We start from the raw sequence: 14,609 nt of genomic DNA on the forward strand, positions 1-14,609 counted from the left end.
GATGGGCGGGAAGTAGAACTTACTTGATCTTACCGCCGGTTGCGGCTGCATCCTTCAACGACTTGGCAACAGTAAACCCGTATTTCTCGAGTCCCGCGACGACCTTCGGCAACCCCTCGGACTGCGCCCAGAACATCGGTCCGCCGCGGTACACCGGCCAGCCATAGCCGTAGATCCACACCACATCGACGTCCGACGCCCGTTGCGCCTTGCCCTCTTCGAGGATCAGCGCGCCTTCGTTGACCATCGTGTAGAGCGTCCGCACGACGATCTCCTCGTCGCTGATCTCGCGCGGCGTCACGCCCGACTTCTTGCGGAAATCGTCGATGATTTCCGTCACGCGCGGCGAGTTCGACGGCGTCCGCTTCTCGTCGTAATCGTAGAAGCCCGCCTTGGTCTTCTGGCCCCAGCGGTTCTCCGCCGCCAGCGCATCGCGGATGTTCTCGATCCGGCTCGGGTCGCGGTGCCAGCCGATGTCGACACCCGCCAAGTCGCTCATCTGGAACGGCCCCATCGGCATCCCGAACGCGACATGGACCTTGTCGATCTGCTCCGGGCTCGCGCCTTCCAGCAGCAGCTTGGTCGCCTCGACCTGCCGCGGCATCAGCATCCGGTTACCGATGAACCCGTAGGTGACGCCCGCCACCACGGCCACCTTCTTGATCTTCTTCGCGAGCGCCATGACCGTCGCCAGCACGTCGTCCGCGGTGTTGTCGCCGCGCACCACCTCAAGCAATTTCATCACGTTGGCGGGCGAGAAGAAGTGCATCCCGACCACGTCCTCGGGCCGCTTGGTGCATGCCGCGATCGCATCGATATCCAGATACGAGGTGTTCGACGCGAGGATCGCGCCCGGCTTGGCGATCGCGTCGAGCTTGGTGAAGATCTCCTTCTTCACCTCCATCGTCTCGTACACCGCCTCGATGATCAGGTCGCATTCCGCCAGATCGGCAAAGTCCAGCGTCGGCTTCAGCGCGCCCATCGCCTGTTCGACCTGCTCCGGCTTCATCCGGCCCTTCGCGGCGGTCGCCTCGTAGTTCTTGCGCACGACGCCGGTGCCGCGGTCGAGCGCCTCCTGCTGCATTTCGACGATCGTCACGGGGATGCCCGCGGACAGGAAGTTCATCGAGATGCCGCCGCCCATCGTGCCCGCGCCGATCACGCCGACGCGCTTGATCTCGCGAAGCTTGGTGTCGGCAGGGACGTCGTCGATCTTGGCCGCCTGGCGCTCGGCGAAGAAGATGTGGCGCTGTGCGGCCGACTGCACGCCGCTCATCAGCTTGAAGAATTCCTGCCGTTCGAACGCGACCCCCTCCTCGAAGCTGGAGCCGTCCGCGGCCTTTTCGATACAAGCAATGTTGGCAAGAGGAGCCTCGAAGCCGCGGAAACGACGTGCGTTTTCCGTCGTGAACGCAGCGACCGCGTCGGGATCGGCCTGCGCGGTCTTTTCGGACGCACGGGGCAGGGGACGCTTGGTCGCGATCTCGCGCGCGAACGCGACGGCATCGGCTTCCAGCGAGTCCTCACCGACGACCTTGTCGATCAGCCCGGCGTCGAGTGCTGTCTTCGCTGAGATCGGATCGCCCTTCGCGGTCATCTCCAGCGCGAGCTTCACGCCGGCGATCCGCGGAATACGCTGCGTGCCACCCGCGCCGGGGAGCAGACCGAGTTTCACCTCTGGCGTGCCGATCTTCGCCGAGGGGACGGCGACGCGGTAATGGCAGCCGAGCGTCACCTCGCACCCGCCGCCGAGCGCGGTGCCGTGGATCGCCGCGACGACGGGCTTGGACGACGCCTCGATCATGTCGACGACGGTCGGCAGGCCGGGCTCGACCATTGCCTTGCCGAACTCGGTGATGTCCGCGCCCGCGAAGAACGTGCGGCCGTCGCAGCGGATCACCATCGCGGTGATGCTGTCGTCCTTCACACCTTCCTTGATCGCCGCTTCGAGGCCCTGCCGGACCGCGGCGCCGAGCGCGTTGACGGGGGGATTGTTCGAGATGATGACGAGCACGTCGTCATGGCGTTCGGTGCGGATCGGGCTGGTCATAATCTTCTCCTTGTTCTCCTGCGAAAGCAGGAGCCCAGGGCCACATCGGCAGCCCTGTGTGATACTGGACTCCTGCGTGCGCAGGAGAACGGAAACTCAGGTCATCGCTGCGTAAATCATCGTCTTCAATTCGCGGCGGATGGGATAGAAACTACTCGGCGAAAGCTGCGTCATGAACACCATCGACAGGCGTTCGACGGGATCGACGAAGAACGCGGTCGAGAACATCCCGCCCCAGTAGAATTCGCCCTTCGACCCCGGCACCATCGTCTTCGCGACGTCGTCGGTGATCGCGAACCCGAGCCCGAAGCCGGTGCCCGCGTTCGATGCCTCGCTGAACAGCGACTTCGACATCGCCGCGAGATCCGACTTTCCGGGCAGGTGATTCTGCGTCATCAGGTCGAGTGTCTTGCGCCCGAGGATGCGCGCGCCGTCGAGTTCGCCACCGTTGAGCAGCATCGTGTTGAACCGGTGATAATCGAGCGCGGTCGAGACGAGCCCCCCGCCGCCGGACACGAGCTTGGGCTGCCGGCTCCACGCACTCTCCGCCCCGCGATCGTACATCACGCGGCCCTTGCCCGGCGCGAGCGTGTAGCAGTCCGTAAGGCGATCGAGCTTCTCGGCAGGAACCTGGAAGAAGGTGTCGTCCATCTTGAGCGGCGTGAAGATGCGCTCCCTGAAGAACTGATCGAGCGGCAGGCCCGATATGCGCTGCACGACCGCGCCGAGCACGTCGGTCGCGACCGAATAATTCCACGCGGTGCCGGGCGAGAATTCGAGCGGGATCTTTGCCAGCGCGCCGATGAACCCGTCGAGGTCATACCCGCCATGCCAGCCCTCGATCTTGCCCTCGCGATAGGCGGCATCGACGTTCGAGCGGTTCTGGAAACTATAGGTCAGCCCCGAGGTGTTGCGGAGCAGGTCAACCATCCGCATCGGCTCGGCCGTCGGCCTGGTCACGAACGGCACGCCGCCACCACCGCCATCATAGACGCCGATATCCTTGAACTCGGGCAGCACGTGGTGGACCGGCGTATCGACCGCGACGAGGCCCTGCTCGACCAGCATCATGAACGCGACCGAGGTGATCGGCTTGGTCATCGATGCGATCCGGAACAGCGATCCTTCGTCGACGCTCGTGCCGCCCTCACGCGCCGCGCCCACGTTCGAGAAATGCACGATCTCGCCGTCGCGCGCGATCAGCAATTGCGCGTTCGGCAGCTTGCCAGAATCGATGTAGCGCGTCTGGAGCAGCGTATCGATCGCCGCCAACCGGCTCGCATCGAAGCCGTGCGCGGCAGGTTCAGCGATTTTCACGATTCGACCGTCCGTGCCATGACCCGTTCCATACCCCTAGTTCGAACTTGGTGCCTCTATTGCCTTGAGTGCGGCAGGAATCAACTATAACCTGTCTTCGAACAGGCGATAAGCCAAACCCGAAATTCAACTCTGGAGTCAACCGGTCTTGGCAAGCGAACCGATCATCGCACTCGATCCCTCCTGGCCGGCGATGTCGCTCGCCGATGCCGAGCGAATGCTGACCGCGCCCGGCGCGAAGTTCGAAATGGAGATGCTGACGATCGACGGCATCGAAACGCGCATCTGGAAGAACGCGCCGCCGTCGTTGCGCTGGCTGGCCGAGGCGGCGCGCGCGCATGGCGAACGGGTCTTCACCGCATACGAGGACGAGCGCGTCACCTACGAGGCGAACTTTCGGGCGATCGCGGTGCTGGCGCACCGGCTGCGCGAGATGGGAATCGGTCCCGGCGACCGTGTCGCGCTGGCGATGCGCAACCTGCCCGAATGGCCGGTCGCGTTCTTTGCAGGCGTCAGCATCGGCGCGATCATGGTGCCGCTCAACGCGTGGTGGACGGGCGCGGAGATGGAATACGGTCTCGCCGATTCGGGTGCGCGCGTGCTGATCACCGATGACGAGCGGCATCATCGGCTGGAGGCGGCCTATGCGACGCTGCCGGCGCTGGAGCATGTGTTCGTCGCGCGTGCCGCGGAGCCGCTGACCGGGATCGTGACGCGGCTGGAGGACGTGATCGGCACGCCGCACGACTGGGCTGCGTTGCCCGATGTCGGCCTGCCCGAGGCCACCATTGCGCCCGATGACGATGCGACGATCTTCTACACCAGCGGCACCACCGGCGCGCCGAAGGGGGCGCTCGGCACGCATCGCAACATGATGTCGAACATCCTGTCCGGCGGCTATTCCTCGGCGCGCTCGTTCCTGCGCCGCGGCGAGGCACCGCCCGAACCGACGCCGCGCGTGACGCTGACGGTGATCCCGCTGTTTCACGTCACCGCCTGCTCGGCGGGGATGATGGGGGTGATCGCGACCGGCAGCACGATGATCTTCATGCGCAAATGGGACACGATCCGTGCGATGGAGATTATCGAGCGCGAGAAGGTCAACATCACCGGCGGCGTGCCGACCATCGCCTGGCAGCTTCTGGAGCATCCCGACCGCGACAAATACGACCTCTCGTCGCTCGAATCGATTGCGTACGGTGGAGCGCCCGCTGCCCCCGAACTGGTGAAGCGCATCTATGCCGAGTTCGGCGCGATGCCCGGCAATGGCTGGGGCATGACCGAGACGATGGCGACCGTCACGCATCATGGCGGCGAGGATTACCTCAATCGCCCGACCAGCGCGGGGCCGCCGGTGGCGGCCGCCGACCTCAAGATCATGGCGGACGACGGCGTGATGGAGATGCCTCTAGGCGAGGTCGGCGAGCTCTGGGCACGCGGCCCGATGATCGTGAAGGGATACTGGAACAAGCCGGACGCGACCGCCGCGACCTTCGTCGACGGCTGGGTGAGGACCGGCGACCTCGCCCGCCTCGACGACGAGGGGTTCTGCTACATCGTCGACCGCGCCAAGGACATGATCATCCGCGGCGGCGAGAACATCTATTCGAGCGAGGTGGAGAACGTCCTGTACGCGCACCCCGCGGTGACCGACGCAGCGCTGATCGGCATCCCGCACCGGATCCTCGGCGAGGAACCCGCGGCGGTGGTCCATCTCGCACCGGGGGCGGTGACGACCGAGGCGGAGTTGCAGGGCTGGGTGCGGCAACATCTGGCGGCGTTCAAGACGCCGGTCGCGGTGCGCTTCGTGCTTGAGACTTTGCCGCGGAATGCGAACGGGAAGATCCTGAAGAAGGATCTGCAGGTGCTGTTCGAGGACCGGGTGGGGGTGTCGGCGTAGGGGGCCGTACCTGATACTGCTCCGTCATCCTGACGAAGAGCGGGGGGCTTGGGATCAAGACATGATCGGACATGCCGCAGTCTTTTCGAGGAATTCAATCGCGCTGGCATCGCGCGCCGCTTGAATGCCGGCCGGGATTACGGGATGGGAGTGGCAAAGGAATTGCCATGACGGACGAGGGTCTTCGCCAGGAAACGCACCAGCCGGGGGGCGGGGACGGCGTCGTTGCGGAAGGTCCGCCGGCCGAGAGTGCGTTCGGGCTGCCGATCGCAGTCGGTGTCGAGGATGCGATGCGGATCGCGCAGCGGCGCGACCGTCTGCTCGCGGCGCTGACGCTGACCGCGGGTGTCGGGCTGATCCTCGCCACGCCGTTCGCGTTGAAGTCGGGGGCGGAGTTTTTTCTGCCGCTGACCATCGCGCTCGTGATTTCCGTGGCACTCGTGCCGGTGCTGGAATGGCTCGAGCGGCGTCACGTACCGTCGCCGTTGGCCGCGATATTGTGTCTGCTGGTGTTCCTGATCGCGGCGAACATCGCGATCGCCGCGATCCTCGTGCCTGCGACCGACTTCTTCCGCCTGCTGCCGACGCGGCTGGATCGGATCCAGAGCAATCTCGCACCGTTGCTCGATTTGTATTCGAGCCTCGAGAAATACGTGAACAAGACGCTGCGGCAGGTCGCGTCGACGCCGATCAAGCAGCCGGCGACCGCTGGGGTGGCCGCGCCGGGGTCGATCCTCGAACTCGCCGCGACGTCGGCCCCGGCAGTTATCGTGCAGTTCCTGTTCGGTGTCCTGATCGTGTTCTTCTTCCTGTCGGGCTGGACGCGGATGCGGCGGCAGACGATCACCGGGCGGACCAGCTTCGACGGGGCGATGGCGACGGCGCGCGTTATCCAGGACATCGTCGACGACGTCTCGGCGTATCTGGGCACGATTACGCTGATCAACATCGTGCTCGGGATCGTCACCGGGACGGCGTTGTGGTTCATCGGCATGCCGTATCCGGCGATGTGGGGCGGGATCGTCGCGCTGCTCAACTACATCCCGTATTTCGGGCCGGTGATCGGTGCGTTCCTGCTCGCGCTGGGCGGGCTGATGACGTTCTCCGACATCTGGATGGCGATGCTGCCGCCGGCGCTGATGTACGGGCTGCACCTGGTCGAGGCGAACGCGATCACGCCGTTCGTCGTCGGGCACCGGCTGACGATCAGCCCGTTGCTGATCCTGATCTCGCTAAGCTTCTGGGGATGGGTGTGGGGCACGTCGGGCGCACTGCTCGCGGTTCCGCTGCTGATCATCATCCAGACGATCGTGAAGGCTGCTGGCAAGCCCGATATCGCCGGGTTCCTGTTCGAGCACGGGACGCTGGTGCAGCCCAAGACCGGGCGAAACCGTCGTCGTGGCGACCCGCCCGAGGCACAACGTGAAACTGGCGGATAATTTGGGTTGACGGTATCCGAACCCTCGCCTAGTTGCCGCCTCCACGCTGTTTCAGCGGGTGTAGCTCAGTTGGTTAGAGCGCCGGCCTGTCACGCCGGAGGTCGCGGGTTCGAGTCCCGTCACTCGCGCCATCGTTTGCCCTGACCGGGTGGATGGTTCGAGATAGTGTTGAGGTTTTGACGAGCCTTCCCGCGTGTCCTTTGGGGCGCCAGGGTTCGTCATTGGGAATGCGGGTGTAGCTCAGTTGGTTAGAGCGCCGGCCTGTCACGCCGGAGGTCGCGGGTTCGAGTCCCGTCACTCGCGCCACCCTAGTGGGGTGGCCGAGACCCTTCAAAATTTTGGATGCTGCGAGCATCCAGTCCTACCGCTTGGTCAGGACCATCTTCCCCCACTCCGTTCGTGCTGAGTAGAGACCGAGTAGCTTCGAAGAAGCGTATCGAGGGCTCGTATCGAAGCATGGGTTCCGCGCGCCAACCTGTCCTTCGATACGCCCTCTCGATACGCCGCCTTCGGCGACTACTCGATGGCTACTCAGGACGAACGGTGGAGGGGCCAGGGGGTGGCGGAGCACATCGGCTCAGGGAGACAGCAGGCGGGGCTGCGTTACCGCCCGAGCTCCATCCAGCGCAGGACCGGCTTCAGCGGTGCTATCCAGATCAAGCCAGTGAACACGTAGAACACCAGTTGCCCCAGCCAGTGCCAGCTACCGACGATGTTCGACAGGCTGACGATGGCTACGCACCATACCAGGATCAGTAGCAAGATGCCGAGCATGCCGACGGGTTTGCGCCAGGTTGGCGTCATGGCGTGATCCAGTCTGATTCGGTGGCGATGGCGTGGAGCGGGACGTCCCACGGGTCTGGGGTCAGCGTGTCGACTTCCTGCACCGACAACGCAATGCCGACACGCCAGGCGTTCGGGTGCGCGAGGAAGGCGCGGTCGTAATAGCCGGCGCCCTGGCCGATCCGGTTGCCGCTGCGGTCGAAGCCGACGAGCGGCGTGAGAATGATGTCAGGTTCGAGTTCTGCGGCGTCCTCGGCGGGTTGGTGCAGTCCGAATGGTCCGGCGATCAGTGCTGCCTCGGTCGCCCACGACAGGAAGCGCATCGGCAGCGAGCGGCGGACGACATGGGGAAGGGCGATGACGCATCCGGCATCGACCGCGGCGCGCGCGAAGGGCGAGGGGTCCGCTTCGCCTCCAAACGGGACATAGGAGGCGACCGTCAATCCAGGTTTCAGCCGTGCCAGAAACGCCGACGGCACAGGAAGCTCAATTGGCGGGCACGCTTCCCGCGCGGTGCGGAGCGAGGCTCTCAGCGCGCTCTTGTCGGTCATGCGCGGGCGACCTCGAAAGATGGTGGTGTGGCGGGCCCACCATGGCCGTGTGCCGGGTTATCCACTGACGCACGGTACGTCAGGTGGGGACCATGTGCTTCGGACCAGGATCCTAACAGGGACAGCCCCCTATGGATGATGAATAGCCTCAGGGATAATAAAGGCTCGTACCGGGCAGAACCCGCCACAGCCAATCTAGGCGTTGGGCGGGCTAAGCTCAAGGGCTTGTGCAAGGCCTTCGAGACGATCAGCGATCCGCGTCAGTGCGATCTCGCTGACCGCCGAGCCTTCGGGCGGCCGATGCGCCGCTTCGTCGAGGTCGTCGGCGAGCATCAGCGCTACGAACAGCATCGCGCGCTCGGCGCTGAGACCGCCCGCCGCCCGGTCCGCGGTGGCCCAGCGTTCGGCGACCATCGCGCCCAGCAGCCGCACGCGCGACTCTTCGCCGTCGCGACAGGCAACCGCGTGGGGCCGGCCGCCGATATCGAGCATGACCTGGGCCATCAGTTGGGGCTCCCACGCGTGATGACGTCGTCGAGCGCGGCGACGGCTTCGGCCATCCGCGCCTTGAGGGCGGCGTGGCGCTTGGCGAGCGCGTCGCCGGCTTCGGTGCGGGCTGCAATGGCGGATTCGATCCGTGCGATCGCGGCGTCGATCCGTTCGACGGCAGTTGGTCCGTCGGGAAGTGTTTCTGACATGCCATGCGAGATAGCATGGACGGGGGGTGCGACAAGTCGGTTTAGGCGAAACCCATCACCATCCACGGTGTTGACAGGGCGCCCCACCGCCCCGCAAAGGCTGCGCGCCCGGAACGGACTCGCGGGCGTAGCGGAGATACAGCAATGACGGTCAAGGTTGCGATCAACGGTTTCGGGCGCATCGGCCGTCTCGTCGCCCGCGCGGTACTCGAACAGTCGAACGGCGCACTCGAACTCGTCGCGATCAACGATCTCGGCGATGCCAAGTCGAACGCCTGGCTGTTCAAGCGCGACAGCGTGCACGGCAAGTATCCGGGTGAGGTTTCGGCCGAGGGCAACGAGCTGGTCGTCGACGGCAAGCGCATCCGCGTCACCGCCGAGCGTGACCCGGCAAACCTGCCGCACGCCGAGCTGGGCGTCGACATCGTGCTCGAATGCACAGGCTTCTTCACCGACAAGGCAAGCTGCCAGAAGCATCTCGATGCGGGTGCCAAGAAGGTACTGATCTCGGCACCGGGCAAGAACGTCGACCTGACCGTCGTCTACGGCGTCAACCATGACAAGCTGACCGCCGAGCACACGATCGTCTCGAACGCGTCGTGCACCACCAACTGCCTCGCGCCCGTCGCCAAGGTGCTGAACGATGCGATCGGCATCGAGCGCGGCCTGATGACGACCGTGCATGCGTACACCAACGACCAGAAGATCCTCGACCAGATCCATCCGGACCTGCGTCGCGCACGCGCTGCGGCGATGTCGATGATCCCGACCACGACGGGTGCCGCACGTGCGGTTGCCGAAGTGCTGCCGGAGCTGAAGGGCAAGCTCGACGGCTCGGCGATCCGCGTGCCGGTGCCGGACGTTTCGCTGATCGACCTGACCTTCACCCCGTCGCGCGATACGACGCGCGAAGAGGTGAATGCGGTGCTGAAGGCGGCCTCCGAGAGCGGCCCGCTGGTCGGCGTGCTCGACTGGTCGGACGAGCCGCTGGTGTCGATCGATCTGCAGCATACCCCGGCGTCGTCGACGATCGACAGCCTGGAGACCGCGGTGATCGACGGCAAGCTGGTTCGCGTCGTCAGCTGGTACGACAACGAGTGGGGCTTCTCGAACCGGATGGTCGATACGGCGACCGCGATGGCGAAGTTCATCTAAGGTAGACGGACGCTGCGTTCCATTCCCCTAGTCCGTCATCCCAGCGAAAGCTGGGATCTCCCCGTTCGGGTCGCGGCGTCCGCCAATGGGGATACCCCAGCTTTCGCTGGGGTGACGGCATAGTGGGTGTGTCGACAGCTGGCACGATCGCCGGGATCGCTCGCCACGCCCGCGCCAAAGCCCCGATGGAGGTCATCGACGATGTCGAGATCACCATCGAGGCTGGCCTGCATGGCGACTTTCGCGGTCGCGTGAAGCCAGGCGGCAAGGGGCGGCGGCAGGTCACGTTGCTCGAACGTGGCGACTGGGACGCGGCGATGGCCGAAGTCGGGCGCGATATTCCGTGGTACGAACGACGTGCCAATCTGCTCGTCGACGGCTTCGATCTTCCCCAGATACCCGGCACGCGGCTCCGCATCGGCGCGGACGTCGTGCTGGAGGTGACGCGCCACACCGATCCGTGCGACCGCATGGATGCACTGGCGCCAGGATTGTTCGCCGCGCTGACGCCGGACTGGCGTGGCGGGGCGTGCGCCCGAGTTTTGATGGGCGGCAGAATCGCCGTCGGTGATGAGATCAGGATCGAAGAACCATGACCAAGCCATTCAAGACGCTCGATGATATGGGCGACATCCAGGGCAAGCGCGTGCTCGTCCGCGAAGACCTCAACGTGCCGATGGCCGATGGCCGCGTCACCGACGATACTCGCCTGCGTGCCACCGTCGCGACGGTTGGCGAACTCGCCGACAAGGGCGCGATCGTCCTCGTCCTCGCGCATTTCGGCCGTCCCAAGGGCGTGCCGAGCGCGGAGTTCTCGCTGTCGCAGGTCGTGAAGCCGTATAGCGAAGTGCTGGGCCGTGAAGTCCGCTACATCGACTGGGAAGGGCCGGACGACGCCGTCGCGACGCTCGAGCCCGGCGATATCGCGGTTCTGGAGAACACGCGCTTCTTCGGCGGCGAGGAGACCAACGACGCGGCTGTCGTCCAGCGGTTTGCAAGCCTTGGCGACCTGTACGTCAATGATGCCTTCTCCGCCGCCCATCGCGCGCACGCCTCGACCGAAGGCCTCGCGCACGTCCTCCCAGCCTTTGCCGGCCGGGCGATGGAAGCCGAACTCGATGCGCTCCAGAAGGCGCTCGGCGAGCCCGAGCATCCGGTCGCGGCGGTCGTCGGCGGCGCGAAGGTGTCGTCGAAGCTCGACGTGCTGCGGCATCTCGTTACCAAGGTTGATCACCTGATCATCGGCGGCGGCATGGCGAACACCTTCCTGGCGGCACGCGGCGTCGATGTCGGCAAAAGCCTTTGCGAGCATGAGCTTGCGAGCGTTTGCGAACAGATCATGGAAGCCGCCGACAAGGCGAACTGCACGGTTCACCTGCCGTATGACGTCGTGGTAGCCAAGGAGTTCAAGCCGAACCCCGCCACCCGCACCGTCAACGTCCACGAAGTCGCCGCCGACGAGATGATCCTCGACGTCGGTCCGGCCGCGGTCGAGTCTCTCGGCGACGCTCTGAAGAACTGCCGCACGCTGGTGTGGAATGGTCCGCTCGGTGCGTTCGAGACGCCGCCGTTCGACAAGGCGACCGTCGCGCTCGCCAAGACCGCTGCGGCACTCACCGAAGGCGGTTCACTCGTCTCGGTCGCGGGCGGCGGCGATACGGTTGCGGCGCTCAACCACGCCGGCGTTGCGGACGCGTTCACGTTCGTCTCGACGGCGGGCGGCGCGTTTCTCGAGTGGATGGAAGGCAAGGACCTTCCCGGCGTCGCGGCGCTGACGCGTTAAGGCGCCGGTTCCCGCAGCAACGGGACGAGCAGAGTATTGAGTTCATTCAGGTCGAACGCGCCGGCTTTCGCATAGCGAACCACGCCGGCGCGATCGATGATGTAGTTGGTGGGGAGGGCGCCCATCACCGCGAACGGCCCTTTGATTCGCCGCGCCGACGGGATCGTCATCGCGGCGAACAGGGGTTTCAGCTTGAACGCCGGCAGCGAATCCTCCGTTGCCACCGCGAACACGCGCAGGCCGTTGTCCTTGCGAATGCGGTAATAGCTGTCGAGCAGCGGAAGCTCGGCCTTGCACGGCCCGCACCATGTGGCCCAAAAGTTCAAGACGACGACCTGCCCGTGCAGATCGACACTGCGCACCTTGCTCCCGTCGATCAACGTCAGTTCGAACGGCGGCGCCGGCTCACCCATTTTTACCGAGGCCGCCGCGGCGGAGGCGGTCGCGATCATCGCGCATGCGACGATGCCTTGCATGATCTTCATTGCCGCGCCCCTGTGCCGCCCGCCCCGTATTTCGAGAGTGTCGGCGTCGAAAGATCCAACGTCAATCACTAGGTTTGCAGTCCAGCCGGGGTTGATCCTCAACACCCGCCCGCCTATGTTTAACATGTTAAACGGAGACTCGGATGCTCGGCGTCAGGCTCGATAGCGAACTCGAAGAGCGACTCGCGGCGGTTGCGCGCACCCAAGGGCGCAGCAAAAGCGATATCGCACGCGAAGCCGTGCGACGCTATGTCGAACGCCACGACGAGGCTTTCCTGGCGGAGGCACGGCGTCAGTCGCTCGCGGCGGCTGATCACGATAGGCAGGCAGGTGAAGAGGATTGGGACGCACTCATCGGGGCGCCCCCTGCATGAAATTCGTCCGCGGTATGATCGTCGTCGGAGCGGGCAAGGGCGATTTCTCTGGCAAGCCGCGCCCCTTTCTTGTGGTCCAATCAGACCTTTTTGCAGATCACGCGACGATTTCTCTGTGCCCGCTGACCAGTGTCATTAGCGGGACGAACCTGTTTCGCGTGTCGCTCGAGGCATCGGCGGAAACCGGCCTATTTCGCGATAGCGAGATCCAGATCGACAAGGTCGATACGCTCGACCGCAACAAGATCGTCAAGATTATCGGTACGATACCCATCACCACCATGACCCGAGTCGACGACGCGCTGCGCCGCTGGCTCGAACTCTAAGACAGGATTTCAGCATGACTTCCACGATCACTCCGCAAGTCAAAACCATTCTCGACAAGTATGAAGGCACCAGTTCGGCGGTGAAGGCGAACCTCGCGCGCATCCTGATGCAGGGCAAGCTTGGCGGCACCGGCAAGCTCGTGATCCTGCCGGTCGACCAGGGCTTTGAACATGGCCCGGCGCGCAGCTTCTCGGTCAATCCGGCGGCATACGACCCGCATTACCATTACCAGCTGGCGATCGATGCGGGGCTCAGCGCCTATGCCGCGCCGCTCGGGATGCTCGAAGCGGGGGCGGATACGTTTGCCGGGCAGATCCCGACGATCCTGAAGTGCAACAGCTCGAACAGCTGGGCGACGACGATCGACCAGGCGGTGACGGCAACGGTGTCGGACGCGGTACGGCTCGGATCGGCGGCGATCGGCTTCACGATCTATCCGGGCGCGGACCAGTTCTTCGACCTCGTCGAGGAAATCCGCGAGCTGAGCGAAGAGGCGAAGTCGGTCGGCATCGCGACAGTGATCTGGTCGTATCCGCGCGGCGGCGAGCTGACCAAGGACGGCGAGCTCGCGCTCGACGTCGGTGCCTATGCCGCGCACATCGCGGCGTTGCTCGGCGCGCACATCATCAAGACCAAGCTGCCGACCGCGCATATCGAGCAGAAGGAAGCCAAGCCACTGTATGCGAACACCGACTGGTCGAAGCAGTCGGACCGCGTGAAGCACGTCGTCCAATCGAGCTTTGCCGGACGTCGCATCAACGTCTTCTCGGGCGGCGCGTCGAAGGGCGAGGACGCGATCTTCCAGGACGCGCGCGACATTCGCGACGGCGGCGGCAACGGCTCGATCATCGGCCGCAACACCTTCCAGCGCCCGCGCGACGAAGCGCTGGCGATGCTCGACCGGATCATCCGGATCTACAAGAACGAGGAATAAGCCTCGGTTTGTCTGCACGTCGCCTCGGTCATGCGCCGGGGTGACGTGGCGGGTATGAGCGGCTAGGGGGCGGACATGACCGAATTCGAAGATCCGCTGGGCCCGCTCGATCCCAATTTCGCCGAGAATTTCCGCCGCGACATGCGCCGGCCGGCTTGCCAGCTTTACCTGGTATCGCCGCTGGACGTTGGTGGCGACTTTCCGGAGCGCCTTGCCCGCGCGCTTGATGCTGGCCCCGTAGCGGCGTTCCAGTTCCGCGTGAAGGATATCGACCAGCATGCGGCGGCCGCGCTCGGCGAGCCGTTGCGCGAGATCTGTGCCGAGCGCGATGTCGCGTTCATCGTCAACGACGATATCGGGCTGGCCAAGCGGCTCGATGCGGACGGCGTGCATCTCGGGCAGGACGATGGCGATCCGCGGGAGGCGCGGGCGCAGCTTGGACCTAACGCGCAGATCGGCGTGAGCTGTCATGGCAGCCGTCATCTGGCGATGGAAGCGGGCGAGGCTGGGGCCGATTACGTTGCGTTCGGGGCGTTCTATCCGACGACGACGAAGACGGTCGAGCATATGGCCGAGCCGGTCATCCTGTCGTGGTGGTCGACGCTGTTCGAGATGCCGTGCGTCGCGATCGGCGGGATTACGCCGGAGAATGCGGCGCCGCTGGTTGCCGCGGGGGCGGACTTCATCGCTGTGTCGGGCGGCGTCTGGGGTGGCGACGAGGTCGCTGCGATCAAGGCGTTCGGCGAGGTTCTCGCGAAGCGCTGAGCCGTTGGAAACAACCGTCGTCCCGACCGTTTGATGCAGCAGCGTAAC

At 65.0% G+C, this 14,609-nt stretch carries 16 protein-coding genes and 2 tRNA genes; 11 read left to right on the top strand and 7 right to left on the bottom strand.

What is annotated here, in order from left to right; translation table 11 throughout:
- Positions 1-19: 19 nt before the first annotated feature.
- The gene (locus tag C8J45_RS04485; RefSeq protein ID WP_107962002.1) at positions 20-2,050 is read right to left on the bottom strand and encodes a 3-hydroxyacyl-CoA dehydrogenase NAD-binding domain-containing protein; all 2,031 of its coding nucleotides are present in this window, start codon (positions 2,048-2,050) and stop codon (positions 20-22) included.
- 96 nt (positions 2,051-2,146) lie between these two features.
- On the bottom strand, positions 2,147-3,367 hold the full coding sequence (locus C8J45_RS04490) for a serine hydrolase (RefSeq protein WP_107962003.1): 1,221 nt from the start codon (positions 3,365-3,367) through the stop codon (positions 2,147-2,149).
- A gap of 193 nt (positions 3,368-3,560) precedes the next feature.
- Here C8J45_RS04490 and C8J45_RS04495 point away from each other — a divergent pair, with 193 nt between their 5' ends.
- The 4 genes from C8J45_RS04495 (at position 3,561) to C8J45_RS04510 (ending at position 7,012) form a co-directional block, all read left to right on the top strand.
- Entirely contained in the window at positions 3,561-5,267 is a 1,707-nt protein-coding gene (locus C8J45_RS04495) for a class I adenylate-forming enzyme family protein (RefSeq protein ID WP_107962264.1), read from the top strand.
- A gap of 290 nt (positions 5,268-5,557) precedes the next feature.
- Positions 5,558-6,706 (top strand): AI-2E family transporter, encoded by a 1,149-nt coding sequence (locus tag C8J45_RS04500; protein ID WP_107962265.1) that lies wholly within the window; start codon positions 5,558-5,560, stop codon positions 6,704-6,706.
- Between the two features lie 54 nt (positions 6,707-6,760).
- Positions 6,761-6,837, top strand: a tRNA-Asp gene (locus C8J45_RS04505).
- Between the two features lie 98 nt (positions 6,838-6,935).
- Positions 6,936-7,012: transfer RNA gene (locus C8J45_RS04510), tRNA-Asp, on the top strand.
- Between the two features lie 297 nt (positions 7,013-7,309).
- Here C8J45_RS04510 and C8J45_RS04515 read toward each other — a convergent pair.
- The 4 genes from C8J45_RS04515 to C8J45_RS04530 all read right to left on the bottom strand — a co-directional run bounded on the left by C8J45_RS04515 (position 7,310) and on the right by C8J45_RS04530 (position 8,738).
- The gene (locus C8J45_RS04515) at positions 7,310-7,510 is read right to left on the bottom strand and encodes a DUF2842 domain-containing protein (protein WP_107962004.1); all 201 of its coding nucleotides are present in this window, start codon (positions 7,508-7,510) and stop codon (positions 7,310-7,312) included.
- Positions 7,507-8,040 carry a 5-formyltetrahydrofolate cyclo-ligase gene (locus tag C8J45_RS04520; RefSeq protein WP_107962005.1) on the bottom strand — a complete coding sequence of 178 codons (534 nt, stop codon included), beginning with the start codon at positions 8,038-8,040 and terminating at the stop codon, positions 7,507-7,509. The genes C8J45_RS04515 and C8J45_RS04520 overlap by 4 nt, the downstream gene beginning before the upstream one ends.
- 195 nt (positions 8,041-8,235) lie before the next feature.
- Complete coding sequence (locus tag C8J45_RS04525; RefSeq protein WP_056048487.1) at positions 8,236-8,544, bottom strand: cell division protein ZapA; 309 nt, start codon at positions 8,542-8,544, stop codon at positions 8,236-8,238.
- Positions 8,544-8,738, bottom strand: coding sequence for a hypothetical protein (locus tag C8J45_RS04530; RefSeq protein WP_181321090.1), 195 nt, complete (start codon positions 8,736-8,738; stop codon positions 8,544-8,546). Before C8J45_RS04530 ends, C8J45_RS04525 begins: the two co-directional genes overlap by 1 nt.
- A gap of 144 nt (positions 8,739-8,882) precedes the next feature.
- Here C8J45_RS04530 and gap point away from each other — a divergent pair, with 144 nt between their 5' ends.
- From gap to C8J45_RS04545, 3 genes are all read left to right on the top strand, one after another.
- Positions 8,883-9,893, top strand: a complete 1,011-nt coding sequence (gap, locus tag C8J45_RS04535) for a type I glyceraldehyde-3-phosphate dehydrogenase (RefSeq protein WP_056048489.1) — start codon at positions 8,883-8,885, stop codon at positions 9,891-9,893.
- Between the two features lie 185 nt (positions 9,894-10,078).
- The gene (locus C8J45_RS04540) at positions 10,079-10,489 is read left to right on the top strand and encodes an MOSC domain-containing protein (RefSeq protein ID WP_181321114.1); all 411 of its coding nucleotides are present in this window, start codon (positions 10,079-10,081) and stop codon (positions 10,487-10,489) included.
- Positions 10,486-11,676 carry a phosphoglycerate kinase gene (locus C8J45_RS04545; protein ID WP_107962007.1) on the top strand — a complete coding sequence of 397 codons (1,191 nt, stop codon included), beginning with the start codon at positions 10,486-10,488 and terminating at the stop codon, positions 11,674-11,676. Before C8J45_RS04540 ends, C8J45_RS04545 begins: the two co-directional genes overlap by 4 nt.
- Here C8J45_RS04545 and C8J45_RS04550 read toward each other — a convergent pair.
- Positions 11,673-12,128 carry a TlpA family protein disulfide reductase gene (locus C8J45_RS04550; RefSeq protein ID WP_374956422.1) on the bottom strand — a complete coding sequence of 152 codons (456 nt, stop codon included), beginning with the start codon at positions 12,126-12,128 and terminating at the stop codon, positions 11,673-11,675. The genes C8J45_RS04545 and C8J45_RS04550 overlap by 4 nt on opposite strands.
- Positions 12,129-12,304: 176 nt before the next feature.
- On the opposite strand from C8J45_RS04550, the gene C8J45_RS04555 reads away from it, so the two are divergent.
- The 4 genes from C8J45_RS04555 (at position 12,305) to thiE (ending at position 14,561) form a co-directional block, all read left to right on the top strand.
- Entirely contained in the window at positions 12,305-12,535 is a 231-nt protein-coding gene (locus tag C8J45_RS04555) for a ribbon-helix-helix protein, CopG family (protein ID WP_056482291.1), read from the top strand.
- Positions 12,532-12,861: a type II toxin-antitoxin system PemK/MazF family toxin gene (locus tag C8J45_RS04560; protein WP_258191280.1), complete on the top strand. Its 330-nt coding sequence runs from the start codon at positions 12,532-12,534 to the stop codon at positions 12,859-12,861. The genes C8J45_RS04555 and C8J45_RS04560 overlap by 4 nt, the downstream gene beginning before the upstream one ends.
- A 14-nt stretch (positions 12,862-12,875) precedes the next feature.
- Positions 12,876-13,796, top strand: coding sequence for a class I fructose-bisphosphate aldolase (locus tag C8J45_RS04565; RefSeq protein WP_107962008.1), 921 nt, complete (start codon positions 12,876-12,878; stop codon positions 13,794-13,796).
- A gap of 75 nt (positions 13,797-13,871) precedes the next feature.
- Positions 13,872-14,561: a thiamine phosphate synthase gene (gene thiE, locus C8J45_RS04570; protein ID WP_107962009.1), complete on the top strand. Its 690-nt coding sequence runs from the start codon at positions 13,872-13,874 to the stop codon at positions 14,559-14,561.
- Positions 14,562-14,609: the final 48 nt, after the last annotated feature.

This window comes from Sphingomonas sp. PP-CE-3G-477 (assembly GCF_003050745.1).
Lineage (GTDB): Bacteria > Pseudomonadota > Alphaproteobacteria > Sphingomonadales > Sphingomonadaceae > Sphingomonas.